The sequence below is a fragment of the Microbacterium sp. HJ5 genome (assembly GCF_054824025.1).
In genome coordinates, this window is the sequence record NZ_JSYE01000009.1 from 64,231 (window position 1) to 89,442 (window position 25,212).

The following is a 25,212-nucleotide window of genomic DNA, read 5'->3' on the forward strand; positions in this document are numbered from 1 at the left end:
ATGCCGAGTTGTCCACATCCGGTTCGCGCGTGTCGCGCGACCCTTGTCCTGTCGCCGATCGCCGTGGAATGCTCTTCGGACAACCCAGGAGAGGGGTACATACATGCGCCACAAAGCGCTCGTCGCGGCAGTCGCGGCACTTGCACTCATCGGACTCGGCTCGGCGCCGGCACAGGCCGTCACGGACGGTGTGCCCGACGGGAACGGCCACCCGGAAGTCGGCCTGATGGTCGCGCAGACCGAAGACGGCGTCCCGCAGTGGCGCTGCAGCGGCACGCTCATCTCCCCGACGGTGTACCTCACCGCCGGCCACTGCACGTTCGGCGCCGAGCACGTCGAGCTGTGGTTCCAGAGCGACCTCGAGCCGAACCCGGCCTCGTTCGGCTACCCCTACACGGGTGAGGTCAGCGGTACCGCCTACACGCACCCGCAGTACGACGACGACCTGTTCTACCTCTACGACCTGGGCGTGGTCGTGCTCGACGAGCCGATCCTCCTCGACGAGTACGGCGAGCTGCCGACGCTCGACCAGCTCGACGCGTATGCCAACAAGACGAAGAAGGACGCCTGGTTCACGGCCGTGGGCTACGGCCTGCAGAAGTCCTTCCCCGACGCCGCGTCGTGGAAGGACTCCGCGCTGAAGACCCGCATGGTCTCGACGCCGAAGCTCAACCAGATCAACACCGGGTTCACCGGGGACTCGTCCCTGCTGCTGTCGAACAACACGCACACCGGCGGCACGTGCTCGGGCGACTCGGGCGGCCCGAACTTCATCGGCGACAGCAATGTCATCGCCGGTGTGACGTCCTACGGGCTGAACAGCGCATGCGGCGGCACCGGCGGCGTGTACCGCGTCGACCGCGCCGACGACCTGAACTGGCTCTACGCCGAGTTCGGCGACCTGCTCTGATCGCATGACGACGAGGGGCCGGTGCGAGCGATCGCACCGGCCCTTCGCCGTGACCAGGGCATCCGTAGAATCGTCCCCATGACCGTCGCCTCCACTCCCCAGCTCGAAGCCGACCGCCAGTACCTCATCGCCCTGATCCAGGACGAGGCCGTGTTCCACGGCGACTTCACGCTCTCGAGCGGCAAGAAGGCGACCTACTACGTCGACATGCGCAAGCTCACCCTCGACCACCGCGCCGCGCCGTCGATCGGCCGCATCATGCTCGACCTCATCCGCGACGTCGACGGCATCGTGGCGGTGGGTGGGCTGACGCTCGGCGCCGATCCGATCGCGAACGCGGTCATGCACGAGTCGGCGCGCACGCACATGCCGCTCGACGCGTTCGTCGTGCGCAAGGAGCCGAAGGATCACGGCCGCGGCCGTCAGGTGGAGGGAGCGGATGTCGCGGGCAAGCGCGTCGTCGTGCTCGAAGACACCTCCACCACGGGTCAGTCCGCCCTGAAGGCGGTCGAGGCGCTCCGGCGCGAAGGCGCCGAGCCCGTCGCGGTGGCGGTCATCGTCGACCGCAAGACCGGCGCGCAGGCCGCCGTCGAGGCCGAGGGTCTCGCGTGGCTCGCCGCGATCGACCTCGACGACCTGGGCCTCGACCCGCAGTAGCGCCGGGCGGCAGGTGCGACTGCTGCACTTTCCTGCGACCGCTGCGCCGATCGACGCAGCGGTCGCACGAAACTGCAGCGCTCGCCGTACCCGGGGCAGCGGCCTTCGGGTCAGCCGCCGGCGGGACCGTCGTCGTCGCGACGCCGACGGCTGCGCAGCAGCTGCCACACGACGACGATGAGGGTGCCGCCGAGGACGATGGCGGTCGTGGCGAAGAGCAGGTTCTGCTCGAAGTCGTTCACGACGGGCGCTTCCCGTCCGCGGCATCCGTCACGAGCTTCGCGATGCGCGCCGCACGGGTCTCGGGCCTCCGGGCCATGTCGACGGTGGCGATGCCGAGCTTGCGGGCCGACGGCGGGAAGGCGTCCCACGCGGTGCGCGCGCCGGCGTCGGCGTCGAGCGCGGCGGCGAGGTCGTCGGGCTCGATCATGGCCTCGGCGTTGTCGAGCACCGTCCACGAGCCGTTGGCCTTGGCGACCTCGACGGCGCGGATTCCCGCCTCTGTCATGAGCCCGGCCGACTCGAGGTCGATGAGCCGGGCCTTGTTCGTCGCCGCCCACCCGCTCGACGGGCGGCGCGGGGCGAACCAGAGCCCGCCGGTCGCTTCGTCGAAGGTGCGCACCGGGCCGTCGATCCAGCCGAAGCAGAGCGCCTGGCGGATCGCGTCCTCGTACTCGACGAAGCTGAGTCCCGAGTCGCGGCGAGCTCGCACCAGCCACGCGCCCTTGGACGTGCGATGGTTCTGCTCCAGCCAGTCGCGCCAAGCCACAGCATCCGCCGCCATCACTTTCTCACCGTCGTCGAGTGCGCCCATGCCGCGAGACTATCGCCGGTTGCGGACGTGGAGTGTCCGCGACCGGATCGTCACAGGATGTCGGCCTCTTCGCTCTCGAGCGGGTGCTCGGCGAGCAGGTCGGCGACCGAGTCGAGGATCTCGTCGGGGCGGAAGGGATACCGCTGGATCTCGGCCGGGTCGCTGATGCCGGTGAGCACCAGCACCGTGTGCAGGCCCGCCTCGATGCCCGCGACGACGTCGGTGTCCATGCGGTCGCCGATCATGCCGGTGTTCTCAGAGTGGGCGCCGATGCGGTTGAGGGCCGAGCGGAACATCATCGGGTTCGGCTTGCCGACGACGTACGGCTCCATGCCGGTCGCCTTCGTGATGAGGGCCGTGATCGCGCCCGTCGCCGGGAGCACGCCGTCGACCGACGGACCGGTGGGGTCGGGGTTGGTCGCGATGAACCGAGCTCCGGCGCCGATGAAGCGGATGGCCTTCGTGATCGCCTCGAAGGAGTAGTTGCGGGTCTCGCCGACGACGACGTAGTCCGGGTCGGTCTCGGTCATGATGAACCCGGCCTCGTGCAGCGCGGTGGTGAGGCCCGCCTCGCCGATGACGAAGGCGGTGCCGCCGGGCATCTGCGACCGCAGGAAGTCCGCCGTCGCGAGCGCCGACGTCCAGATCGACTCCTCGGGAACGATGAGGCCGGACGCGCGCAGCCGCGCCGAGAGATCGCGCGGCGTGAAGATCGAGTTGTTCGTCAGCACCAGGAACGGCGTGCCCGTGTCGCGCCACTGCTGCAGCAGAGCGGATGCCCCGGGAATGGGCGTGTTCTCGTGGACGAGGACCCCGTCCATGTCGGTCAGCCAGCATTCGATCTCGGCTCGGGTCCGCATGCGCCCAGCCTAGGGGCCGCGGGGGTTTATGGTCGAAGTCGTGCGCACGACGTGGGATCCCCGCCGCCTCCCGGACCTGTCGGGTCGCACCTATCTCGTGACGGGGTCCAACAAAGGCCTCGGGTACTTCGCCTCGGAGCAGCTCGTGCGCGCCGGCGCCCGGGTCTTCATGACCGGTCGCCACCCGAATCGGCTTTCGGCGGCGCGCGCCGCGGTGCGGCGTCGGGTTCCGGATGCCTCGCCCGACGCCACCGAGACGCTGGTGCTCGACACCAGCAACCTCGGCTCCGTCCGCTCCGCGGCGGCGAGCGTGCGCGGCCGGGGCGGGCTCGACGGCGTGCTCCTCAACGCCGGGATCGTGCATCCGCCCAAGGAGCGCGAGACCACGGTCGACGGCCACGAGGTCGTCTTCGCGACCAATGCGCTCGGCCACTTCGCGCTCGCCGGCGAGCTGCTGCCGGTCCTCGCCGAGCGCGCAGGGCGCATGGTGTGGGTCGGGAGCATGTCGACGTCGCTCACACCGTACGACCCCGTCGACCCGCAGCTCGCGGAGGGATACTCGGCGTGGCGGGCCTACGTCCAGTCGAAGGTCGCGACCACGGCTCTCGGGTTCGAGGCCGACCGGCGCCTGCGCGCCGCGGATGTTCCGGTCGAGAGCGTCGTCGCGCACCCCGGCTACTCGACGAGCGGTCGCACGCCGGGCATCGCGGGCGTCAATGCGCCGTCGAAGGCCACCCGCTTCGCCGACAACCTGCAGGCCGCGATCACCCAGTCCAAGGAGCACGGGGCGTGGTCGCTCGTGCGGGCGCTCGTCGATCCCGAGGTCGACGGCGGCGAGTTCTGGGGCCCGCGCACGGTGGCCCGCGGCGAGCCCCGCCGGCAGACCGCCTCGCGCGTCACCCGCGATCCTGACATCGCCGCCCGGCTGTGGCGGGCCGCCGAGCAGGCGACCGGGGTGCGCTGGCCTTTCGAGCGCGCCGCCGGGCAGCGGGCTACCTGAGGGGCGAGCGGTCAGGCGCTGAGCCACACCGCTTCTGCGGCGCCGTCGGGCAGGGTCACGTCGCCGTCGCCGATGCGGAGGGTCGAGGCATCCGTCACCGTCGCCTCGGCGCCGACGGCGACGCCCGCCGCCTCGACGGCGCGGAGGAGCTGGGGATCGCGATCGCTCACGCGGAGCACCTGTCCGGTGTGGCCGGCGGGCGCGGCGGCGAGCAGCACGAACGGCACCCGCTCGACGCGGCCGGCGGCATCCGGGATCGCATCGCCGTGGGGATCGAACCGCGGACGCCCGAGCCGCTCGTCGATGCCCTCCAGCAGCCGGTCGCTGATGGCGTGCTCGAGCACCTCGGCCTCGTCGTGCACTTCGTCCCACGCGTAGCCGAACTCGCCCACCAGCCACGTTTCGATGAGGCGGTGCCGGCGGATGATCGCCGCCGCGCGCCGCTCGCCCGCCTCGCTCAGCGCGATCGGGCCGTAGGGGCGGTGCGTGACGAGGCCCTGCGCGGCGAGCTTCTGCACCATCTCGGTGACGCTCGACGGCGCGAGACCCAGTTCGGCGGCGAGCTGCGACGGCGTGATGCGATCGTCCTGCCACTCGGTGTGGTGGTAGATCGTCTTCAGATAGTCGTCGACGGCAGGGGAGGCCACACCCTCAGGCTACCGGCCGCCATCACGAGCCCGAGAGCACGAGCCACAGCAGGATCGCGTTGAGCGCGATGAGGAAGACGGATGCCGCGACCCCCGCCGCCGTCGTCGCGACGCGGTTGCGGAACGGGCCCAGCACGTCGGACTTCGCCGTCAGGGCGACCAGCGGGATGAGCGCGAACGGGATGCCGAACGACAGCACGACCTGGCTCAGCACGAGGGCGAGGGTCGGGTCGACGCCGATGGCGAGGATCACCAGCGCCGGGATCAGCGTGACGAGGCGCCGCACGAGCAGCGGCACGCGGATGTGCAGCAGGCCGTGCATGATCTCGGCGCCGGCGTACGCGCCGACGGAGGTGGAGGCGAGCCCGCTCGCGAGCAGCCCGACGGCGAAGAGCGTCGCGACGGCGGGCCCGAGCCCTGCGTCGAGAGCTGCGTAGGCGCCCTCGAGCGTGTCGGTGCCCGGAACGCCGGCGAGGTTCGCCGCGGCCAGCAGCAGGATGCAGAGGTTCACGGTGCCGGCGATGAGCATCGCAATCGTGACATCCCACTTCGTCGCGCGCAGCAGGCGCGCCGTGCCGATGCCGCGGAGCTCATCGAGGGGCGCGGGGATGCGTGCACCGGGGCTCTCGTCGCGGAAGACCGGGGGGCGATGCCGCCGGCCGGCCGGCGCGAACCGGTCGCGCGCGAGCGCGGAGTGCGCGTAGATCGCGTGCGGCATGATCGTCGCGCCCAGGATCGACGCGGCGAGCAGCACGGAGCCGGTGTCCTCGAAGCGGGGGACGAGTCCCGACGCGATGCCGGCCGGGTCGGGCGGCGCGACGAAGACGCCGTAGGTGAAGCCGATCGCGATGATCACCACGAGGCCGATCACGACGAACTCGAACGTGCGGGGCCCGCGGCGCGACTGCAGGAGCAGGAGGCCGAGCGAGACCGTGCCGGTGATGAGCCCGCCCCACAGCAGGGGCACGCCGAAGAGCAGGTTCAGTGCGACGGCCCCGCCGATGACCTCGGCGATGTCGGTCGCCATGGCGACGAGCTCGGCCTGGAGCCAGTAGGCCCGGCGACCCCAGCGGTTGCGGATGCGCAGGCCCAGCGTCTCGGGCAGGCTCCGGCCGGTGACGATGCCGAGCTTCGCCGACAGGTACTGGATCAGCCAGGCCATGACGTTGCCGACCACGACGACCCACACCAGCAGGTAGCCGTAGACGGCGCCGGCGGTCATGTTGCTCGCGACGTTGCCCGGATCGAGGTACGCCACTCCGGCAACGAGCGCGGGCCCGATCAGCCAGGCGGCGCGGGGGGCCGTCAGCGCCCCGCGCGGAGTGCTCGCTTCTGCGGGAGCGCCCGTGCGGGGCATCCGGTCGTCTTCGACGCTGTTTTTCGGCACACCGAAAGCGTAGCGATTTTTCGGCACGCCGAAAACCCCGCTCCGGACGTCGGCGGTGACGAGCGGGAGAGGCGTGTCAGACGGTCAGTCGCCTCGGTGGGCGCGGCGCAGCCGCCACGTGTTGCCGCCGTCGGATTCGTGCGCGAGCTCGTCCAGCGTGGCGAGCGCGATGGCGAGACCGCGACCCGACTCGGCGTCCTCGCCGGGCATGGTCACCGACTTCAGGTCGATGAGCGCCGGATCGGCGGTGTCGGTGAACACCGCCGAGAAGCCGTGCTTGTCGGCATCGAGCTGCACGGTCACCTGGATGGGCTCCCGGGCGGCGGCGTGCTCGACCACGTTCGTGGCCACCTCGCTCACGGCGAGGCGGAAGAGCATGCGGTCCTCCTCGCCGGCGGCGGGGGTGCGCTCGAAGAGCTCGTCGAGCGCATCGTGCACGCGGTCGACCAGGAGGGGATCGGCGATCCCGGCGAGGTGGATCTCGCGCTCAGTCGCCATCGAACGCCGACTCCGGCGTCGGGTGGTCGCGCAGCACGCGATCCAGGTTGGTGAGCTTGAGCACCCGGCGGACGGGCTCGGTGGTCGCGGCGATCCGCAGGTCGCCGCCGGCGAGGCGGGCGGCCTTGAGCCCGCCGATCAGGGCGCCGAGACCGGACGAGTCGACGAACTCGGTGCCGCCGAGATCGACCACGATGCGCGGGCTGCCGCCGCTGACAAGCTCGTCGACCGCCTTGCGGAGCTGAGGGACGGACGTGGCCGTCAAGCGCCCCTCGGGGCGGATGACGGCGTAGTCCGTCGCGTTGCGGACGGTGATGTTCACGGGACCTCCTCGGGGGCGGGGGCGGCGGGCCCGCGATAGAGGGCCGCCTGGATGATGACGCTCAGCACGACGAGGTCGTAGACGACCCAGACCGTGTTGACGAGGGTTCCGGTGCCGTCGGCCGTGGTGCCGAGGGCGAGGCGCACGAGGCCGATCACGAGCGCGACCACGAGGATCGCCATCGCCGTGAGCTGCGGCCAGATCTCGCGCCACGGGGGACCCAGTTCGCTGCGGCCGTCCTTCTTGGTGACGGCGAAGCTCAGCGGCCGGCCGAAGACGACGTTCGCGAAGGCCGAGGTGCACGCCTTGATCCACACCGGGAACAGCGCGAGCGAGTACTGCTGACCGCGCCATGTCTTGAGCCCGCGGGCCACGACCAGGAACAGGATCTGGTTCACGATGAAGTAGGGCAGGAAGCGCGCGAAGAAGTCGACGCTCCACGCCGTCACCGGCATGACGCCGAAGACCAGGTAGATCACGGGTGCCGCCAGGTAGACGAGGGCCGTGAAGCCGGAGAGGTAGCTCCACATGGTCGCGAAGTACATCAGGCGCTGACCGGCAGAGAGGCCCTTCTTGAGCAGCGGGTTGTCGCGCAGCATGACCTGGAGGGTGCCCTGCGCCCATCGCAGACGCTGTGTCAGCATCGTGCGCAGGTCCTCCGGCGCGAGCCCCTTGGCGAGGATTTCGTGGTGGTAGACGCTGCGCCACCCGAGGGCGTGCAGCTGCATGGCCGTCGCCATGTCCTCCGTGACCGAGATCGTGGCCATGGGCTGCAGCGGCTGCGCCTCGTCGGGGCGGTCGACCCGGATCGCCTCGAGCAGCGCCGACACCGACTCGACGGCGCCGAGCGGCGACAGCTCGCGCGCGGCGAGCGCGTCGAGCCCCGCGTCGTCGACGACGAACGCGTCGAGTTCGGCGTCGCGCTGGACGGGCAGCTCCCCGATCGCGGCGAGGTCGGCGCGCACCTGCGCGAGGTCGGCGTTGACGAGGCGACGGGATGCCGCGTCCACCGCCGTCTGCACGCGGTAGGTCACGTCGGCGATGGGCTCGCCGGCGCTGATCTCGGAACGCGCCCGGGCGACCTCGGTGCGCAGGAGGCCGAGCTGCTCCCGCACTCCCGCGTCGGCCCCGCGGTCGCGCGTGGCCTTTGCGAGGAGCGATTCCGAGGCTCGGAGCGTGCGGAGCGTGGACTGCTCGACACTGCGGACGTAGCCGACGATGCCGAGCTGCATGAGCGCGTCGCGGCGCAGCACGGCGTTGGACCCGCAGAAGAACGCGGCGTTCCAGCCGTCCTTGCCCTGCTGGATGGGGCCGTAGAACAGGGGCGCCTGGCTGCCCAGCGGGTCGGCGTCGTCGACGTTGACGAACCACTGCGGCGTCTGCACGAGGGCGACCTCGGGGTCGTCGGCGAAGTAGCCGAGCGTGCGGTGCAGGATGAGCGGATCGGGCACCTGGTCGGCGTCGAGAATGAGCATGAACTCGCCCTCCGTCGCGAACAGGGCGTTGTTGAGGTTCCCGGCTTTGGCGTGCCGCGGCTTGCCCTCCCATTCGCCCGAGCGAGTGATGTAGCCCACGCCCGCCTCGCGCGCCGCGGCGGCCATGTCGGGCCGGGCGCCGTCGTCGAGGATCCACGTCTCGTGGGGATAGGCGATGCGCTTCGCGGCGCGCGCCGTCGCGATCACCATCTCGACCGGCTCGTTGTACGACGTGATCAGCACGTCGACCGTGCCCGTGGGCGGCGACACGGGGGCCGGCCGCTCGCGCGCGCGCCACATCGTGAGGCAGAAGAAGAACGTGTCGATGAGGCTGTACGTCTCAGCGATCACCAGCGGCACAGCGATCCACCACGCCGACCAGTTCACCGAGTCGAGCCAGCGCCACGCGACGTAGTTCACGCCGAAGACCACCGACAGCACCGCGAGGATGCGGATGGCCGCGAAGCGCGCGGTCATCGGTCCCTCCTCACGGCGACCACGGTGACGTCGTCGGGTGCGTGGACGGCGCGCGCGAGGCGGGCCGCCTCCTCGACCGCGCCCTGCGGGTCGAGGCTCGTCAGCACGCGGTAGACGTGGCCGTAGGGGTCGTCCGGGTCGAGCACGTCGAGCAGGCCGTCGCTGCAGACGAGGTAGCTGTCGCCGACCTCGAGCCGGGCGGTCGCCGCCTCCCGCACCTCGTCCATCCCCATGCCCAGCGGCAGCCCCGTCGACTCGAGGAACTCCCACGCACCGTTCGCCCGGAGGATGAACGCGAGGCTGTGGCCGGCGTCGACGAACGACAGCTCGCCGGTGGAGATATCGATCTCGGTGTGCACGGCCGTCACGAAGATGTTGGAGCCGCCGATGTCGTCGTCGAGCATGCGATCCACCTCGAGCACGGACTCGCCGAGCGCTCGGTAGGGCGCGGTCCGCAGCGACGCGCGCACCTCGGCGGCGATGATCGCCGCGCCCGCGCCCTTGCCCATGACGTCTGCGAGGGTCACACGCAGCCGTCCGTCGTGGACGTACCAGTCGTAGAAGTCGCCCATGAGCTGTCCGGCCGGGGTGGCCGATGCCGCGAGGGTGTAGCCCGGTATGTCGGGTTTCTTCGCGCCGTAGAGCGCACGCTGCACGAACCCGGCTTCGTCGAGCTCCTGCACCTCGGTCAGCTCGTGCTGCACCCACAGCGCGAGCTCCTTGAGCAGCTCGCGCTCGCGCGCGTCGAGCGTGCGGGGCTCGGTGTCGACGATGCAGAGCGTGCCGACCTGCTCGCCGCCGGGTGCCGTGAGCGGGTGCCCGGCGTAGAACCGCAGGTGCGGGTCGCCGACCACGAACGGGTTGTGCGCGAAGATCTCGTCGGACGCGGCGTCCTCGACGACGAGGGTGCCCTCCTGCCGGATGGTCATGTCGCAGAACGAGTCCTTGCGCGGCGCCTCACGACCGCCGAGACCGATCTCGGCCTTGCGGAACTGCCGGTCGCCGTCCATCAGCGTGACGCTGACCATCGGCACGTGGAAGAGCTCCTGAGCGAGCCGGGCGACCCGATCGACGCGTGCGTCGGGGGGCGTGTCGAGGATGCCGAGCTCCTCTATGGCACGCTGGCGCTTCTCGTCGTCAAACAACAGGCCCCCTCTGTGGAACGGCGATGCTTCCCAGTATGTAAGGCCGCGCCGCCGCCGTCGACCGGCAGGCCGGGGATACGCAAGTTAGCCTGAGCCGGTGAGTGCGCGCGACGAGACTCCCGAGCCGACGCTGCCAGTCGGTGTCGGGCCGTGGCCGGGTGGAGCGGATGCCTGGCCGGACGACCCGCGATACGACCGCGCGCTGCTCGCCGACGGCGACACGCGCAACGTCGTGGACGCATACCGCTACTGGACGATGGACGCCATCGTCGCCGACCTCGACGAGCGCCGCCACGGATTCCACGTGGCGATCGAGAACTGGCAGCACGACATGAACATCGGCTCGATCGTGCGGAGCGCGAACGCGTTCCTGGCCGCCGAGGTGCACATCGTCGGCCGTCGCCGCTGGAACCGGCGCGGGGCGATGGTCACCGATCGCTACCAGCACGTGCGCCACCACGAGTCCGTCGCCGCGTTTCAGGCGTGGGCGGATGCTGCGTCCCTCCCGATCATCGCCATCGACAACGTCGACGGCTCGGTGCCGCTCGACCGGGCGGACCTGCCGGAGCGCTGCGTGCTGCTGTTCGGTCAGGAAGGACCGGGGCTCTCGCCCGAGGCGGTGGCCGCGGCATCCGCCGTCGTGGAGATCACGCAGTACGGATCGACCCGTTCGATCAACGCCAGCGCGGCCGGCGCCGTCGTCATGTACGAGTGGTGCCGCCGCTGGGCGTGACGGCCCGGGCGGTCAGGCGCCTTCGGGAGCCGGCGCACCGACCCGCGCCGCCGTCGCACGCCGCGCCGTGCGCGGGACGGACGCGGAGCGCGCGAGGTCGGCGACGACCCCGGCGGCCCGCGCGCGCGAAGGCATGAACCGCAGGAAGAAGACGAGCCGCAGCAGCCACGCGACCGCACCGGTGAACGGGATCCCGTACAACTCGGAGATGCCGTCGCCGAACCCGAAGGATGCCGCGCGCCCGAGTCCGCGGTAGCCGAAGTGCGTCGCGCGCCGGCCACGCAGGGCGCGTGCGACGGACCGGCCGATGTGGTCGCCGCCCTTGATCGCCCACAGGGCGTTCGCGGGCACCGGCCGCCGGGTGACCGGGTGGGCGACGCGCGCAGCGTCGCCCGCCGCCCACACGCCCGGAGTCACCGCGAGGGTGCGGTGCGTGCGCAGCCGTCCGTGCTCGTCGCGCCACCGGTCGAGCCCCGGGATGCGCACGGGGCGCTGGCCGGTCGCGGCGACCACGGTGCCCGTCGCGAGCACGCTGCCGTCGGAGAGGTGCGCGGTCGTCGGCGTGACTTCGACCAGGCGGACCCCGGTACGCACCGTCACGCCGCGTTCGGCCAGCTCGGCCGCGCCGCGCGCCACCAGTCGCGGCTGGTCGTCCCACTCGCCCATGATGTGGTCGCCCGAGTGCACCAGCGTCACGCCATGACCGCGGTCGGCGACCGCCGCTGCGAGCTCCGCGCCGGCCACGCCCCCGCCGGCCACCACGACCGGGCCCCCCGGAACGGTCGTGAGGTGGTCGGCGAGGGCGCTGATCTCGTCGGGTCCGCGGAGCGTGTGGCCGTAACGGCGGAGGCCCGCGACCTCGGCGGTCGGCTCCTTCGCTCCGGTGCCCACGACGAGCTCGTCGTACGACAGATGCTCGATCGGGGCGTCGTCACCGCGACGGAACGAGACCGTCCGGCGGTCGGTGTCGACTCCCGTCGCGCGGCCGAGGATGATGCGCGCGAGCGGCATGGCCTCGGCCAGAGGCGTCGCGAGCCGGTCGCGCCGGACCACGCCCGCGATGAGCTCACCGGTGAAACCGTGGAAGCGGTGCGCGTGGTCGGCCGAGACCACCACGATCTCGAGCTCGCCGCGCCGCACCGCGCCGCCGAGTCGGCGCACCAGGGTCGCATACGCGTGGAGGGTGACATAGCCGCCGCCCAGCAGCACCACGCGGGTCACGCGATCACCGCCGTGCGGGTCTCGAGCGACAGCGGCCCGCCGAAGCTCGTCGGCTCGGCGGCGCGGAACCCCAGATGGGCGAGTTGACCGGCGCGCTCGCGGATCGCGTCGACCTGGTCGAGCGTCGGATTGCCCAGCGAGAAGTGGCCCGCATGCCCGGTGAGGGCGAGGATGGCCGTCTCGGCGAAGCAGGCGTAGGACCGGCCGTCCGGCAGGCCGATGTCGCCGCCGACCATGCGCAGGGTGGGGATCGACACGATCCCGCCGTCGACGACCAGCACGTCGGGCCGGAGGGCGGTGAGCGAAGCGGAGGTGTTGCGAGGCTGCGTCGCGTCGAGCACGACGGCGCCGGGGGCGAGGTGCTGCGGCCCGAGGAGCGTGTCGGTCGACGCAGTCAGCAGCACCACGAGGTCCGCATCGACGACGGCGTCGATCGAGTGCGCGACGGCGACCTCGACGTCGCCGGCCACGCTCGCCGCGAGTGCCTCGACCCGCGGCGCCGTGCGGGCGATCAGCGTCAGCCGCGCGTTTCCGGGATCGCGGGCGAGCAGCCGGGTCACCGCCGTGCCCACGCTCCCGCTCGCGCCGACGACCGCGATGTGCGGACCCCGCGCCGAGGAGGCGACCAGGGGGAGCAGCATCCGGATCTGGTCCTCGACGATCGCGGCCGTGAAGGCGTTGCCGTTCGTGACACCGATGTCGGTGCGGTCGCGGAGCGTCACGCCTCCGGCGGTCACCGTCGCGGTGAGGGCGCCGAGCCCGACCACGTCGGCGCCGAGCGAAGCCGCATGATCGACGGCGCGGCGCACGCGGCGGCGCCCGCCCTCGACGTCGGAGAGCAGGTGGCGCGCACCGAAGGGCACGAGCACGACGTGACCGACCCGCTCTCCGCCGATCTGCACACCCGCCATCGTGACCGGCGGCAGCGGCAGCCGGCGCAGCGCGGCGTCGTAGACGGCCTCGGGCACGAGCCCGAGGGGCCGCCAGGCCCGGGCGAGGTCCTCCCGCAGGCGTGCGCGTGGATGGACGGTGAACGCGAAGGTTCCGGAACCGGACACGAGAGCTCCTCCCGGCGTCGCCCAATGCGCGCCATGCGAGCAAGGAGTCGCGAGCGGCCGCGCTGATACCGGCGAGTCGTCGCGCGTTCAGGCCGGGATCGCCATCCAGGCCGCGCCGCGCACCCGCCACCCGAGCGTGGCCAGACGCGCGAGCATGTACACGCCGAAGAACGCCACCGCGAGCCACGCGAGTCCGGCCGCCCCGGTGGGCTGCAGCACGGCCACGATCACGAGCGCCGGGAGATACGGAATCAGGTTCAGCCCGCCCGCGATCGCCAGGTACCTGGCGTCGCCGGCGCCGATCAGCACGCCGTCGAGCACGAACACCACGCCGCAGACGGGCTGGCACACCGCGAGCACGAGAAGTGCGGGCTGCACGAGCGCGGCGATCGCGGGGTCGCCCGTGAAGAGCAGGCCGATCACGCCCGAGAACACGCCGATGACGGCGCCGACGATCACGCCGAACCATGCGCCCCATGCGAGAGTGCGCCCGAGCACGCGCTTCACGAGCGGCCGGTCGTCGGCGCCCAGGCCCTTGCCGATGAGCGCCTGCGCGGCGATCGCCAGGGCGTCGAGCGCGAATGCGGCGGTCGAGAAGATCGTGAACGCGACCTGCCAGCCGGCGAGCTCGTCGGTGCCGAGCGCGGTCGCCACCGCGACCGTCGCGAGCAGCGCGATGCGCAGCGACACGGTGCGCAGGAACAGCCACCCGCCCGAGCGGGCCGACCCGCGCACCCCTTCCCGGTGGGGACGGACGGATGCCTCGTGCCGGCGTGCGAGGCGGCCGATGACGAGCACGTACGCGGCCACCATGCCCCACTGCGCGACGACGGTGCCGACGGCGGACCCGGCGATGCCCCAGCCGAGGCCGTAGATGAACAGCCAGTTGAGCAGGGCGTTGGCGGCGAAGCCGATGCCGGCGATCCAGAGCGGGGTCACCGTGTCCTGCATGCCGCGCAGCAGGCCCGTCGCTGCGAACACGATGAGCATCGCCGGCAGGCCCCACATCGAGATGCCGAGGTAGATCTCGGCCTGCTCGGCCACGACCGGCGCGGCACCGAACAGGCTCACGAGGAACGGCGTCGCGACGTAGCCGACCAGGGCGAGCAGGGCGCCGATGCCGAGCGCGAGCCACATGCCGTCGATGCCGACCGACACCGCTCGCGAGGGATCGCCCGCGCCGAACCGACGCGCCACGGCGGGCGTCGTCGAATACGCGAGGAAGACCATCAGCCCGACGATGGTCTGCAGCACGGCCGAGGCGATGCCCAGTCCGGCGAGCGGTGTCACGCCCAGGTGGCCGACCAGCGCCGAGTCGACGATGAGGAAGAGCGGCTCGGCGACCAGCGCGCCGAGCGCGGGAACGGCGAGCCTCAGGATGTCGCGGTTCAGCGTGTCGCCCGGGCTCGTCACCCTCCGAGCCTAGGCGGGGGCGCCGACGGCGGTCATCCGATCACGATCGTGTCACGCGCGTCAATCCCCGTGGGATCCGTTCGTCGCGCGGGACGGTGCGAATAGGGTGGAACGCATGACCGACGCCCCCCGTTCCGGTCTCGCGCTCGACGAGCTCAGCGCCGAGATCCGCCCGCAGGACGACCTCTTCCGTCACGTGAACGGCGCGTGGCTGGAACGCACCGAGATCCCCGAAGACAAAGCGCGCTGGGGCTCCTTCCACCTCATCGCCGAGCAGGCGGAGCGCGACGTCCATGCCATCGTCGAAGAGTCGCAGGCCGCCGAGCCGGGCACCGAGGCCCGCAAGATCGGCGACCTGTTCACCAGCTTCATGAGCACCGAGCGCATCGCCGCCCTCGGTGCCTCGCCGCTCGCCGACCAGCTCTCGCGGGTCGACGGGGTCGACAGCATCCCGTCGTTCCTCCGCGCCGTCGGCGACCTCGAGCGCGACGGCGTCGCCGGGCTCGTGCACCTCTACATCGAGCCGGACCCGGGCAACCCCGGGCGCTACGTGCCGTTCTTCATCCAGGGCGGCCTCTCGCTGCCCGACGAGAGCTACTACCGCCTCGAGAACTTCGAGGCCACGCGCATCGCGTACCGCGCCCACGTGCAGAAGATGCTCGAGCTGGCGGGCGTTGCCGAGGCCGCGGCATCCGCTGATCGCATCTTCGCGCTCGAGACCGAGCTCGCCACCCACCATTGGGACAACGTCAAGAGCCGCGATGCGGTCGCGACCTACAACCTCAAGCCGTGGGCCGACGTGCAGGCGCTGGCGGGCGTCGACCTCGCGCCCTGGATCGATGGCGTCGCTCCCGAGCACGGCGACGCGTTCGCTGAGGTGAACGTGTACCAGCCGAGCTTCCTCGAGGGCCTGGGCTCACTGCTGGTCGAGGAGCGGCTCGAAGACTGGAAGGCGTGGCTGCGGTGGACGATCGTCCACGGTGCCGCGGCCTTCCTGTCGGACGAATTCGTCGACGAGAACTTCGCGTTCTACGGCACGCAGCTCACCGGGGTCCCGGTCAACCGCGAGCGGTGGAAGCGGGGCGTCGCACTCGCCGAGGCGGCGATGGGCGAGGCGATCGGCCGCGTGTACGTCGAGCGGCACTTCCCGCCGGCGTCGAAGACCGCGATGGACGAGCTGGTCGCGAACCTCATCGAGGCGTACCGCCGGTCGATCACGAACCTCGAGTGGATGACGCCCGAGACCCGCGAGCGCGCGCTCGCCAAGCTCGAGGCCTTCACGCCGAAGATCGGCTACCCGGTCAAATGGAAGGACTACTCCTCGCTCGAGATCGACGCCGCCGACCTCGTGGGCAACGTGCGCCGCGCGCACGTGTGGGAGCACGACCGCCAGCTGGCCAAGGTGGGCCAGCCGATCGACCGCGACGAGTGGTACATGACGCCGCAGACGGTCAACGCGTACTACAACCCGCTCATGAACGAGATCGTGTTCCCCGCAGCGATCCTGCAGTACCCGTTCTTCGAGGCCGACCGCGATGCCGCGGCGAACTACGGCGGCATCGGCGCGGTCATCGGCCACGAGATCGGCCACGGCTTCGACGACCAGGGCAGCCGCTTCGACGGCGACGGATCGCTGCGCGACTGGTGGACCGACGACGACCGTGCGGCGTTCGAGCAGCGCACCAAGAGCCTCATCGCCCAGTACGACGCGCTCACGCCCGAGGGCCTCGACGGCGATCACAACGTCAACGGCGCGCTCACGATCGGCGAGAACATCGGCGACCTCGGCGGCCTCGGCATCGCGCTCAAGGCCTATGAGCTGTCCCTCGGCGGCGAAGCGGCGCCGGTCATCGACGGCTACACCGGAGTGCAGCGCCTGCTGCTCAGCTGGGGTCAGATCTGGCAGCAGAAGGGGCGGGATGCCGAGACCATCCGCCTGCTGACGATCGACCCCCACTCGCCCAACGAGTTCCGCTGCAACCAGATCGTGCGTAACATCGACGCGTTCTACGATGCTTTCGGTGTGACGAGCTCCGACGGCCTCTGGCTCGACGAAGACCAGCGCGTCACCATCTGGTAAGCACGCTCCGTCCCCACAAACCCCACCCCACCTCCACCGGAAGGAACCTCGCCCGTGGGCACTGAGCCCAGAAGGGATGCCGAGTCGCTACGGGGGTCGCGACGAAGCACCAGCAGAAGACCGCCGAGGAGGGTGGCGGTCGGACGACGATCGTTCACGTCGACGCTGAAGGCGCTCGACGACCTCGCCGCGTCCGGCGCCAAGATCTCGGTGCGCATCACCGACCTCGATCGTGGCGGCTCGGTGCTCGCCGGCGACGACTTCGTGACACTGCCGGTCGCCGGACTCGGGGTGGTGCCGCTCCTCATCGAGGTGGCGGCCGCATTCGAGGCGGGCACACTCGATCAGTTCGAGATCATCGACCGCGGCAATGTCCAGCCGGTCGCGGTGGGCGGCGTGTGGCAGCACCTCAAGGCGCCGGCGCTGCCGCTCTCCGACCTCGCCGTGCTCACCGCCTCGACCGGCGACGCTCTGGCCGCGAACGCGCTGCTCGCCCGGGTCGGCATCCCCGCGGTGCGCGCCCGGATCGAGAAGCTCGGACTCGCGCAATCGGCCCTGCTCGACCGCTTCCGCGACGAGCGCGGCCCCGACGATGCGCCGCATTTCGCGCTGGGCTCCTCGCGCGAGCTGGCCGAGGTCTTCGCCGCGCTCGTGAACTCGCAGGTCGTGTCGGCGGGCGTCAGCGCGCAGGTGGCCGAGTGGCTGAGCCTCAACCACGACCTCTCGCTCGTCGCATCCGCCACCGGCCTCGACCCGTTCTCGCACGAGAACGACGAGCACGGCCTGCTCTTCATCAACAAGACGGGGAGGGATGCCGGCATCCGCGTCGAGGCCGGAGTCCTGGCGGGCCCGCGGGCCGGCGTCTCGTACGCGCTGATCGTCTGCTTCGACGACCTGTCGATCTACCACCGCATGCGCGCGCACGAGGCGTTCCGCACGCTCGGGGTCGAGTTGATGGAGTACGTCTTCTAGGTCAAAGGCCTGAGCTGGACGCGATCCTCCTCGGTGCGGCGGGCGGCCGGTCGACCTGATCGACCGAGACGGTCACCCGAGGGCGGACGTGGGCCGGTAGCGCACCGCGATCGCCCCTGACCGGAACTCACGCCGGCTCACCAGTTCGAGCTCGATCCGCTCACGCAGGCCAGCGAGCAGAGTCGGCCCGCGTCCGGCGAGGACGGGCTGCACCACGAACTCGTACTCGTCGATCAGCCCCAGATCGGCGAGCGCCAGCGGCAGTGTCACGCCGCCCACCCACAGACCCTCGCCGGGCTGCTCCTTGAGATGCTGCACCGCGCGCCCGAGGTCGCCGTGCAGCAGCTCGGCGTTCCAGTCGGCCCCGCCCAGCGTGCTCGACACGACGTACTTCTTGGCACCGTCGATGGCCTCGGCGAAGGGGATCTCCCACGTCTCCATCCAGTCCGGCCACTCGCCGCCCGGCGGTCGCCGCCACGCGGACTCCATCATCTCGTAGGTCACGCGTCCGAGCAGAAGGGCGTCGGCCCGCTGCATCTCCGCGGTCCAGTAAGCCATCGACTCCTCGTCCGGAGGAAGCCCCACCTCGTGGTGGCACGAGCCGTCGAGCGTCACGTTGATCGAGTACGTGAGGGGTCTCATCCCGATGCTCTCCCCGAGGTGCGATGACGTGTGGAGCCCGCGGCGGCGTGCGACTGCGCTCGCCGGTGCATACCCGGACCCTACAGCGACGTCGCCGGCGGCGTCAGGCGCGGTCCGTCGGGTGCACGATGGACTCACCGCTGCCGTTCGAGGACCAGGCCGCGTACACAGCCAGGCGCATCGCCGACCGCTTGACGCCGGAGATGCTCGACGCGTACTGCCGAGCCCTCGGCATCCGCCGCAACGACCCCGAGTTCTACCTTTCCGACGCGCTTCTCATCGAGCAGGACCGTTCTGGATGGGGGCCGGTCCGTACCCTAACCGCGGACGAATGGGCTCGAGTGCACCGTTAGGGCGATCGCCGCCGCCCTCAGCCGCCGGACGACGGGTTCGCGTCGATCGCCCAGGCCGTCACCGCGACCGTCGAGCCCTCGACGATGTCGAGGTCGATCGGCCACGAGCCCCGCATCATGCCGGCGGTCGGCGCGGCGTAGACGGTCTTCGTGACGAGTGCACCGTGGGGGGACGCGGCATCCCACCCGAGAATCGCCACCGCGTAACCCCCGGCAGGCACCTCGATGCGTCGGGGACCGGGATCCTGCGACATGAACGACCCGCCCTGCTCGATCGTCACCGCGAGCAGATGCTGGTTCTGGTCGCCGAAAGCGATGTCCGGGTACCCCTCGATCACGCAGGGCTCGTCCGAGAAGTTCATCAACTGGATCGGCAGGGCGCGGTGCCCGGTGGCGGCGTCGGGCTCGCCCTTGAGGACGGTCGCCTTGTCAGGGGTGCACCACTGCGGGTCGAACTCGACGGAGGCCCCGGCGATCTCGGGCACAGGCGCGCCCGCTGCGGCCGGGTCCGGCGGGGCGCCGAAGCTCGCGTCCGCCTCGGCTTGCTGTTGCGCTGCGACGTCAGCTTCGATGGCCGCCGTGCGCGCATCGTCGGCGGCTACGCCGGTCGCCAGCACGACGACCAGGGCGATCGCCGCAGCGGGCAGGAGCCACGCCGGGCGTCGCACCGTTCGGGGCTCCGCGGCTGCGGCACGGCCGGGAGCGCCGGCGACGAGACCGGGCATCCATCCCACCGCCGATCCCCACAGAGCACCGGATGCCGCGGCCGCACCGAATTCGCCCACGAGAAGTCCACGCGGCCCGAAGTCGATCAACGCTCCCCATGCGCTCGCGAGGTCGAGCGCGAACCCCACCAGCGCGCCGGCGGCGACAGTCGCGAACCACGCGGCGACCAGCATCCCGTCGTCGCTTCGGCCGGCGAGGGAAGTGACGAGGGCGTGCGTGAGGGCGACGGCGATCGCGCCGACCGCCATCGTGAGGATCACCCAAGCGCCGCTGTCGCCCCACATCAGAACCGGAGGCACGACCTCGGGGATCAGCCGGGCGAGCTGAGCGGCTCCGCTCTGGATCTGCGAGAGGCCCCATCGGACCACGGCGAACACGAGCCAGAGTGCCGCCGCGAGGGCGCTCGACGCGAGCAGGCGGGGGATGATCGAAGTGCGCATCGTCTCTCATCCTCGCCGATGCGACGTCGCTGCTCGCAAACCGGCGCTCACCTCTATGGATCGATGCGTGTGCCGCCGGTCGGCGGCGTTCCGTCCTGCGCTCAGCGCCGCGCGGACAGGTCGCGGAGCTTGCGGCCGAACTCGTGGCGCGCGTCCGCCACAACGACACGAGTGGTCTTGACGCGCCTCGCGGGTGCGAGGACACTGAGCGCCGAGGGCTGTTCCGGGGAGGCGACGCAGCAACGCCAGGGCAGCCGCGTGGGCGCTGTCAGCGACGCCCGAAGTCTTGGGGATCGCAGATGCAAGGTGGTGTCCCATGCGCGCTTCAACCACGCACAATCGCTCCCACTCGCGGCCGTTCGTCGTCGCCGCGACGCTCATGCTGACGCTCGCGATGGCCGGTCTCGGCGCCGCGCCGGCCTCGGCTGGGCAGCCGCCCGGGTCCTTCTCGGAGGAGTACTCCTTCGAGTCCTGGGACTGCGGCTACCCGATGCAGGTCGAGGGACAGGTCTCGGGCAGGTTCAGGGAGCGCCCCAACCCGCAGGGCGAAGGTCCCGCGCTCGTCCATGAGAACGTGCAGTTCTCGGAGACGTGGACCAACGCCGAGGGTGCGACCTTCACGCTGTCAGGCCGCTACCTGTCGAAGGATCTGCACATCACCGCCGTCGAGGGCTCGGTGTATCAGGTGATCGCGCAGCAGTCCGGACAGCCGTTCGTCATCTCGAGCGGTGGCGAAGTGATCGCGCGCGACCGCGGCAACGTGCGGATCACGTTCACCATCGACGTCGAGACCGACGCGTTCGAGTTCATCGACGCACGATTGAACGGGCCGCACGTCGGGTTCGAGACCGACCTGTGCAAGCTCGTGGCGCCGATCGTGGGCACGGACTCGGCGTCCTACCTCACGCCGCGCCCGCTCGGCACGACCGCTGCGGGGATGGGTTACTACGAGTACCTCCCTCCGTCGTACGACGAGGGCGGGAGTCCGCTGCTCATCACGGCGAACGGCTACGGAGAGAACGGCGACGGCTCTGCCGCCGGGCTGGAGGCCCTCCTGTTCACCGGCGTCGCGCGGTTCATCGACGTCGGCGGATGGCCGCTCGACCGGCCGTTCGTGGTGCTCGCGACCCAGCACATCGAGCAGCCCGGTGTGCCGGGAGGCAGCGTCTGCGAAACGGTGCCCTGGCCGGGGTCGTGCATCATGCAGCTGCAGCACGAAGCGGGGCATCCGCCGCAGTCGCCCTGTACGACGCCGGGGGAGCTGCGCGACTTCATCGCCTACGCCGTCGCCGAGTACGACGTCGATCCGAGCCGGGTCTACGTCACCGGCCTCTCGTGCGGCGCGTTCGGCGTGTGGGAGTACCTGGGCCTCTACGGCGACGAGCAGGTCGCTGCGGCGGTTCCCGTCGCGGGCGACGGTAGGCCGATGTGGGCCGACCGCGGGTGCGCGATGGCCGAGGTGCCGGTCTGGGCCATCCACGGCGAGTTCGACGACGTGGTCAATCCCGCCGGCAGCATCGACACGATCGAAGGGATCAGCGGATGCCCCGGCGTTACGCCCGATCGCGTCCAGCTGTCGATCTATCCCGGCCTCATGCACGAAGGGTGGGATCAGGCCTACAGCGGAAGCGAGGGCGATGACATCTACTCGTGGATGCTGTCGTACACGCGAGAGTGACCGCGCCTGACTCACTCCGTCGGTGTCGTCAGGCCGATGCGGGCCGGAGGGCTTTGCTGGTGAAGTAGCCGACCCGGCCTTCGGAGTCCTCGACACCGAACACCCATTTGCCGGACGGCGTGGCGCCGACGTCGATGACTGTGCCCCGTGCGTCCGGTGTGAAGACGTCGTCGCCCGGCTTGAAGGTGTTGTCGCTCATGGATTCGAGGCTACGCAGACCGACCGCGTCGCCGCCTCCGTCATGAGGGGGAATTCGAGTCGGCGAAAGACGCCGCAAGCGCGTCGAGCCTGTACGACGGCCAGCCCTCGATCGTGGGCCTGCCTGACTTCGACGTCTCCCACCAGCCGAGCGAACACGGCCTCGATGCTCGCCGAGACGATCCGCGTCAGCTCGAACTCGATGACACCCACGGCATCACCGTGGGCTCGTCGCGGGTCGCGTCATGGCTCCACTCCCCAGTGCGCCAGAATCGCGTCGCAGAAGCTGGAATTGGTGCCGGTGGAGCCGAAGACCACTTCCTCGCTGATGACTTCCTCGGTCGCGAGGTCGATCGTGACCAGCAGACGGATCTGCCCGTCGTTCTTCGCGAGGAGCTTGCCATCGCTTCCGACGAGTCGCCCGCCGCCGGCGAACAGCACGGTGATCTCGAGAGTGTTCTCGTCGGTCTCGACGATCTTCTGGTCCTTGATGACGGTGTTGGCCTGCGTGTCGGTCACCGTCATGCCCTCGTAGGTGAAGGTGGTGACGGAGCTGAGCTTCTCGTGGAACCACAGCGGGCCGTCCTTGCCGCGCAGCCTGACGATCCCAGAACCGGTCTGCTCGTAGGTGTAGGTGGGATGCAGCCCGACATCGCAGAAGTTGTCCGAGACGCCGCTGTCGGAGAAGTCGAGGGTGTAGCGCTCCACGATGCTCGCATTCGCGGGAGCGGCCCCTGCGAAGACGAGACCGCCGACTGCGAGGGCGGCGAGGAAAGAAGTGATCTTGCGAGACATGATGGTCCTCCCCATGAGGTTCGAATGAACTCGCGCGAAGAACGGGCCCCCAGCTGCGACGCGACGGATTCCCAGGCGATCGCCTTCGATCGTCTTGGGGCTGAAGATACTCCTGGCCGGCGTCGCGCGGAACGGGTGGGAGTGCGGGCGGCATACATTGGGCCCTTCCACTTCGTCGGACCGTATGTGAGACGACTACACGCTGCGGCCGCCGCCGCTTCCGCCCTCCTGGCCGGCTTCGTCGGGGTCTGGGCGTACTTCTTCCCGCTCTCGTTCTACGACTCCTTCCCCGGGGTGCTCGGATCGTGGGTGTCGGTCGACGGGCCGTTCAACGAGCACCTCATCCGTGAGGTCGGGGCCATGTATCTCGCGCTCGGTGCGGCCAGCATCGGGAGTCTGGTCTGGCGGAGCGCCCTCGGCTATCGAATCCTCGGCATCGCCTGGACCGTCTTCGGCGTCCTCCATTTCGCGTACCACGCCCTGCATCTCGACCACCTGCCGGCCGTCGACGCAGTGGGCGAGATGGTCGCTCTCGGAGTGAGCCTGCTGCTCGGCATCCTGCTGCTGATTCCCGCGCGCGAAGCTCGGGCCACTGCCACGCAGGCTCAGCCGTAGGTGTCGGTCCAGGACGCGATGTCGACGCCGTGATTGTCGGGTGACGCGAGGGACCACCACGCCGGTGCGTGCGAGTCGTCGACGAGCCGGCCGCCGGCGGCGAGCGCCGCAGCGACGCGTGCCTCGGCCTGATCGGCCGGTACGAAGACGTCGAAGTGCGTCCGGCCTCGCGACGGCGCGTCGCCGGAGATCGGGTTGAAGGCCAGCTGCGGTCCGCAGCGCAGCGGATCGACGGCATCCGACTCGCCGAAGTCCTCGTAGCCGAGGGCCGCCGTGAAGAACGGCCGCACGTCGGCCTGCGAGTGCTGCGCGACGTAGATGCCGATGGCCTGCGCGCGCGACGGGTCGGGCGACAGCCCGAGCTCGGCGGCCGCACGCGACACCGCGGCGGCGAACTCCGTGGCGGCGGCGGGGATGCCCTCAGGGTCGCGGTACGGGACGCGCACGACGATCCCCTCGGGACGAAGATCGATGTCGGGCAGGACGCCGGCCTCCGCCGCCGCGGCGACGATCGGGCCGACCAGCTCCGCAGCCTGCGCGAGAGAGTCCGCCGTGAAGACCGCCTGCGGACCGGTCGCCGTGACGCGCCAGTCGGAGACGCCGGGTGCCCGATGGAAATCGGCGGCGGAGATCAGGTTCGAATCATCGGTGGACTCACCCATCGGCATCCCTTCACTTGGTCGATGTTCTCGCCGCGGCCCGCATGAGCCCCCGACTACGGCTGCGGCTCAGCCTCGGGCTCCGCCTCGGACGTGACCTCGTGCGCGGTGTCGGCGGGCGCGTTCTGCGCGCGGCTGAGCAGCACGAACGGAATCGCGAGGGCCGAGATGACACCGCTCCAGATCAGCGAGGTGCCGTACCCGCCGACATCCGCCACTCGACCGAGGACGGGCTGGAAGACGACCCCGCCGCCCGAGCCCAACAGCGAGTCGAAGGACAAGACGGTCGCTCGCTGCTTCGAGGGGATCATGTCGTTGAGGTAGGCCCGGTGCACGGGGTCGTCGATCGACGAGGCGATGCCCCACAGCGCGATGAGCACGACGGCGACCCAGAAGTTCTGCACGAGGCCGAGGCCGAGCAGCACGACGACGCTCGAGATCGTCGCCAGCAGGATCGCCGATGTGCGGCGGCGGAACAGCTTGCGCACTCGGGGTGCAAGCGCGCCGCCGAGGATCGCGGCGCCCGACAGCAGTGCGGCGGCGAGACCGGCGATCGAGTACGCCTCCTCGTCGCCCCACAGCTCGAGCAGATAGGGCTGCAGCGCGTAGAAGACGTAGATGCCGACGCCGGCGGTGAAGGGGCTCGCCAGCATGAGCCACCGCACCGGCGGATCACCCAACCCGTAGCGGACGGATGCCTTGAACACCGTCCGGGTCGCGCGCAGCGGCCCTTGGCTGCGGTCGGGGGTGAAGCCGAGGTCGCGCATCAGTACGGCGGCGACGACGAACATCAGCAGCAGGATCGCCCCGCGGACGACGAACGGCACGCCGAGATTCGTGGCCTGCGCGATGACGCCGCCGAGCACCGAGCCCGAGAGCATCGCGACGCCGCCCACGATCTGCGCGCGGCCGAAGACGGTCTCGAGGCTGCCCTTGTAGCCGGTCGCCTTGAGCGCGTCGACGAGCCAGGCGTCGACCGCGCCCGAGAAGAACGTGAAACCCAGGCCGAGCAGCACGGACACGATCGCCCACGCCCAGAAGGGCGACTCCCACACCCACAGCAGCCAGTACATGACCGTCGTGACGGCGAGGGTGATCGTGCCGAGCAGGTACGACACCCGGCGGCCCACGGTGTCGGCCACCACACCGGTGGGGATCTCGAAGATCAGCATCCCGGCCGTGAAGAACGCGTTCGCCGAGAACGCCTCGAGATTCGTCAGACCTGCGTCGAGCAGGAACAGCGTGTTGACGCCCCAGATGAAGGATGCCGCGAGGGTGTTGCCGAGCATGAGCGTGTAATAGGTGCCCTGCACGCGGCGCGGCGTGGGCAGGGCTCGCGCGGCAGTCGTTCCGTCGATGTCAGCACCGCTTCCGTCGTGGGTCGTGGCGACATCGCGACAGTATCGCCGCCCGGTGACACCGTCCAGAGGGCGGGGC

27 protein-coding genes are annotated in these 25,212 nt (G+C 70.8%); 9 read left to right on the top strand and 18 right to left on the bottom strand.

What is annotated here, in order from left to right; all coding sequences use genetic code 11:
* Positions 1–103: 103 nt before the first annotated feature.
* Positions 104–910, top strand: a complete 807-nt coding sequence (locus OB08_RS04070) for a S1 family peptidase (RefSeq protein WP_461472383.1) — start codon at positions 104–106, stop codon at positions 908–910.
* A gap of 78 nt (positions 911–988) precedes the next feature.
* Positions 989–1,567, top strand: coding sequence for an orotate phosphoribosyltransferase (gene pyrE, locus OB08_RS04075; RefSeq protein ID WP_461472385.1), 579 nt, complete (start codon positions 989–991; stop codon positions 1,565–1,567).
* A 110-nt stretch (positions 1,568–1,677) separates the two neighbouring features.
* On the opposite strand, the gene OB08_RS04080 is transcribed toward pyrE, so the two are convergent.
* The 3 genes from OB08_RS04080 to OB08_RS04090 are packed head-to-tail and all read right to left on the bottom strand — an operon-like array spanning position 1,678 to position 3,241.
* Entirely contained in the window at positions 1,678–1,809 is a 132-nt protein-coding gene (locus tag OB08_RS04080; protein ID WP_461472387.1) for a hypothetical protein, read from the bottom strand.
* Complete coding sequence (locus OB08_RS04085; protein WP_461472389.1) at positions 1,806–2,381, bottom strand: YdeI/OmpD-associated family protein; 576 nt, start codon at positions 2,379–2,381, stop codon at positions 1,806–1,808. The genes OB08_RS04080 and OB08_RS04085 overlap by 4 nt, the downstream gene beginning before the upstream one ends.
* A 50-nt stretch (positions 2,382–2,431) precedes the next feature.
* The gene (locus OB08_RS04090; RefSeq protein ID WP_461472391.1) at positions 2,432–3,241 is read right to left on the bottom strand and encodes an HAD-IIA family hydrolase; all 810 of its coding nucleotides are present in this window, start codon (positions 3,239–3,241) and stop codon (positions 2,432–2,434) included.
* A 28-nt stretch (positions 3,242–3,269) separates the two neighbouring features.
* Between OB08_RS04090 and OB08_RS04095 the strand changes: the two genes are divergently transcribed.
* Positions 3,270–4,241 (top strand): SDR family NAD(P)-dependent oxidoreductase, encoded by a 972-nt coding sequence (locus OB08_RS04095; RefSeq protein WP_461472393.1) that lies wholly within the window; start codon positions 3,270–3,272, stop codon positions 4,239–4,241.
* 11 nt (positions 4,242–4,252) lie between these two features.
* Here OB08_RS04095 and OB08_RS04100 read toward each other — a convergent pair whose 3' ends face one another.
* The 6 genes from OB08_RS04100 to OB08_RS04125 all read right to left on the bottom strand — a co-directional run bounded on the left by OB08_RS04100 (position 4,253) and on the right by OB08_RS04125 (position 10,192).
* Complete coding sequence (locus OB08_RS04100; RefSeq protein WP_461472395.1) at positions 4,253–4,888, bottom strand: metal-dependent transcriptional regulator; 636 nt, start codon at positions 4,886–4,888, stop codon at positions 4,253–4,255.
* Between the two features lie 22 nt (positions 4,889–4,910).
* Entirely contained in the window at positions 4,911–6,245 is a 1,335-nt protein-coding gene (locus OB08_RS04105; RefSeq protein ID WP_461472529.1) for an Nramp family divalent metal transporter, read from the bottom strand.
* Between the two features lie 114 nt (positions 6,246–6,359).
* A complete protein-coding gene (locus OB08_RS04110; RefSeq protein WP_461472397.1) occupies positions 6,360–6,773 on the bottom strand; it encodes an ATP-binding protein in 414 nt (137 codons plus the stop codon).
* Entirely contained in the window at positions 6,763–7,095 is a 333-nt protein-coding gene (locus OB08_RS04115; protein WP_461472399.1) for an STAS domain-containing protein, read from the bottom strand. The genes OB08_RS04110 and OB08_RS04115 overlap by 11 nt, the downstream gene beginning before the upstream one ends.
* Positions 7,092–9,047: a glycosyltransferase family 2 protein gene (locus OB08_RS04120; protein ID WP_461472401.1), complete on the bottom strand. Its 1,956-nt coding sequence runs from the start codon at positions 9,045–9,047 to the stop codon at positions 7,092–7,094. Before OB08_RS04120 ends, OB08_RS04115 begins: the two co-directional genes overlap by 4 nt.
* The gene (locus tag OB08_RS04125) at positions 9,044–10,192 is read right to left on the bottom strand and encodes a PP2C family protein-serine/threonine phosphatase (RefSeq protein ID WP_461472403.1); all 1,149 of its coding nucleotides are present in this window, start codon (positions 10,190–10,192) and stop codon (positions 9,044–9,046) included. The genes OB08_RS04120 and OB08_RS04125 overlap by 4 nt, the downstream gene beginning before the upstream one ends.
* A gap of 97 nt (positions 10,193–10,289) precedes the next feature.
* Here OB08_RS04125 and OB08_RS04130 point away from each other — a divergent pair, with 97 nt between their 5' ends.
* Positions 10,290–10,925, top strand: coding sequence for a TrmH family RNA methyltransferase (locus OB08_RS04130; protein WP_461472405.1), 636 nt, complete (start codon positions 10,290–10,292; stop codon positions 10,923–10,925).
* A gap of 12 nt (positions 10,926–10,937) precedes the next feature.
* Here the strand turns inward: OB08_RS04130 and OB08_RS04135 are convergent, their stop codons facing one another.
* From OB08_RS04135 to OB08_RS04145, 3 genes are all read right to left on the bottom strand, one after another.
* A complete protein-coding gene (locus tag OB08_RS04135; RefSeq protein ID WP_461472407.1) occupies positions 10,938–12,146 on the bottom strand; it encodes an NAD(P)/FAD-dependent oxidoreductase in 1,209 nt (402 codons plus the stop codon).
* Positions 12,143–13,204: a semialdehyde dehydrogenase gene (locus tag OB08_RS04140; RefSeq protein WP_461472409.1), complete on the bottom strand. Its 1,062-nt coding sequence runs from the start codon at positions 13,202–13,204 to the stop codon at positions 12,143–12,145. The genes OB08_RS04135 and OB08_RS04140 overlap by 4 nt, the downstream gene beginning before the upstream one ends.
* 87 nt (positions 13,205–13,291) lie before the next feature.
* On the bottom strand, positions 13,292–14,617 hold the full coding sequence (locus OB08_RS04145) for an MATE family efflux transporter (protein WP_461472411.1): 1,326 nt from the start codon (positions 14,615–14,617) through the stop codon (positions 13,292–13,294).
* 115 nt (positions 14,618–14,732) lie between these two features.
* Here OB08_RS04145 and OB08_RS04150 point away from each other — a divergent pair, with 115 nt between their 5' ends.
* Together OB08_RS04150 and OB08_RS04155 are read left to right on the top strand one after the other, a co-directional pair.
* Complete coding sequence (locus OB08_RS04150; RefSeq protein WP_461472413.1) at positions 14,733–16,697, top strand: M13 family metallopeptidase; 1,965 nt, start codon at positions 14,733–14,735, stop codon at positions 16,695–16,697.
* A 132-nt stretch (positions 16,698–16,829) separates the two neighbouring features.
* Positions 16,830–17,669 carry a serine hydrolase gene (locus OB08_RS04155; protein WP_461472415.1) on the top strand — a complete coding sequence of 280 codons (840 nt, stop codon included), beginning with the start codon at positions 16,830–16,832 and terminating at the stop codon, positions 17,667–17,669.
* A 72-nt stretch (positions 17,670–17,741) separates the two neighbouring features.
* On the opposite strand, the gene OB08_RS04160 is transcribed toward OB08_RS04155, so the two are convergent.
* On the bottom strand, positions 17,742–18,311 hold the full coding sequence (locus OB08_RS04160) for a dihydrofolate reductase family protein (RefSeq protein WP_461472417.1): 570 nt from the start codon (positions 18,309–18,311) through the stop codon (positions 17,742–17,744).
* Between the two features lie 128 nt (positions 18,312–18,439).
* Here OB08_RS04160 and OB08_RS04165 point away from each other — a divergent pair, with 128 nt between their 5' ends.
* Positions 18,440–18,664 (top strand): hypothetical protein, encoded by a 225-nt coding sequence (locus tag OB08_RS04165; RefSeq protein WP_461472419.1) that lies wholly within the window; start codon positions 18,440–18,442, stop codon positions 18,662–18,664.
* 17 nt (positions 18,665–18,681) lie between these two features.
* On the opposite strand, the gene OB08_RS04170 is transcribed toward OB08_RS04165, so the two are convergent.
* Complete coding sequence (locus tag OB08_RS04170) at positions 18,682–19,830, bottom strand: DUF4232 domain-containing protein (protein ID WP_461472421.1); 1,149 nt, start codon at positions 19,828–19,830, stop codon at positions 18,682–18,684.
* A 316-nt stretch (positions 19,831–20,146) separates the two neighbouring features.
* Between OB08_RS04170 and OB08_RS04175 the strand changes: the two genes are divergently transcribed.
* A complete protein-coding gene (locus OB08_RS04175) occupies positions 20,147–21,508 on the top strand; it encodes a carboxylesterase family protein (RefSeq protein WP_461472423.1) in 1,362 nt (453 codons plus the stop codon).
* Between the two features lie 28 nt (positions 21,509–21,536).
* On the opposite strand, the gene OB08_RS04180 is transcribed toward OB08_RS04175, so the two are convergent.
* Both OB08_RS04180 and OB08_RS04185 read right to left on the bottom strand, forming a co-directional pair.
* Positions 21,537–21,707 (bottom strand): hypothetical protein, encoded by a 171-nt coding sequence (locus tag OB08_RS04180; RefSeq protein WP_461472425.1) that lies wholly within the window; start codon positions 21,705–21,707, stop codon positions 21,537–21,539.
* Between the two features lie 242 nt (positions 21,708–21,949).
* Positions 21,950–22,501, bottom strand: coding sequence for a hypothetical protein (locus OB08_RS04185; protein WP_461472427.1), 552 nt, complete (start codon positions 22,499–22,501; stop codon positions 21,950–21,952).
* Between the two features lie 186 nt (positions 22,502–22,687).
* Between OB08_RS04185 and OB08_RS04190 the strand changes: the two genes are divergently transcribed.
* Complete coding sequence (locus OB08_RS04190) at positions 22,688–23,116, top strand: hypothetical protein (RefSeq protein ID WP_461472429.1); 429 nt, start codon at positions 22,688–22,690, stop codon at positions 23,114–23,116.
* Here OB08_RS04190 and OB08_RS04195 read toward each other — a convergent pair.
* Both OB08_RS04195 and OB08_RS04200 read right to left on the bottom strand, forming a co-directional pair.
* Positions 23,107–23,778: a VOC family protein gene (locus OB08_RS04195; RefSeq protein ID WP_461472431.1), complete on the bottom strand. Its 672-nt coding sequence runs from the start codon at positions 23,776–23,778 to the stop codon at positions 23,107–23,109. The genes OB08_RS04190 and OB08_RS04195 overlap by 10 nt on opposite strands.
* Positions 23,779–23,831: 53 nt before the next feature.
* Positions 23,832–25,064, bottom strand: a complete 1,233-nt coding sequence (locus OB08_RS04200) for an MFS transporter (protein ID WP_461472531.1) — start codon at positions 25,062–25,064, stop codon at positions 23,832–23,834.
* Positions 25,065–25,212 lie beyond the last annotated feature (148 nt).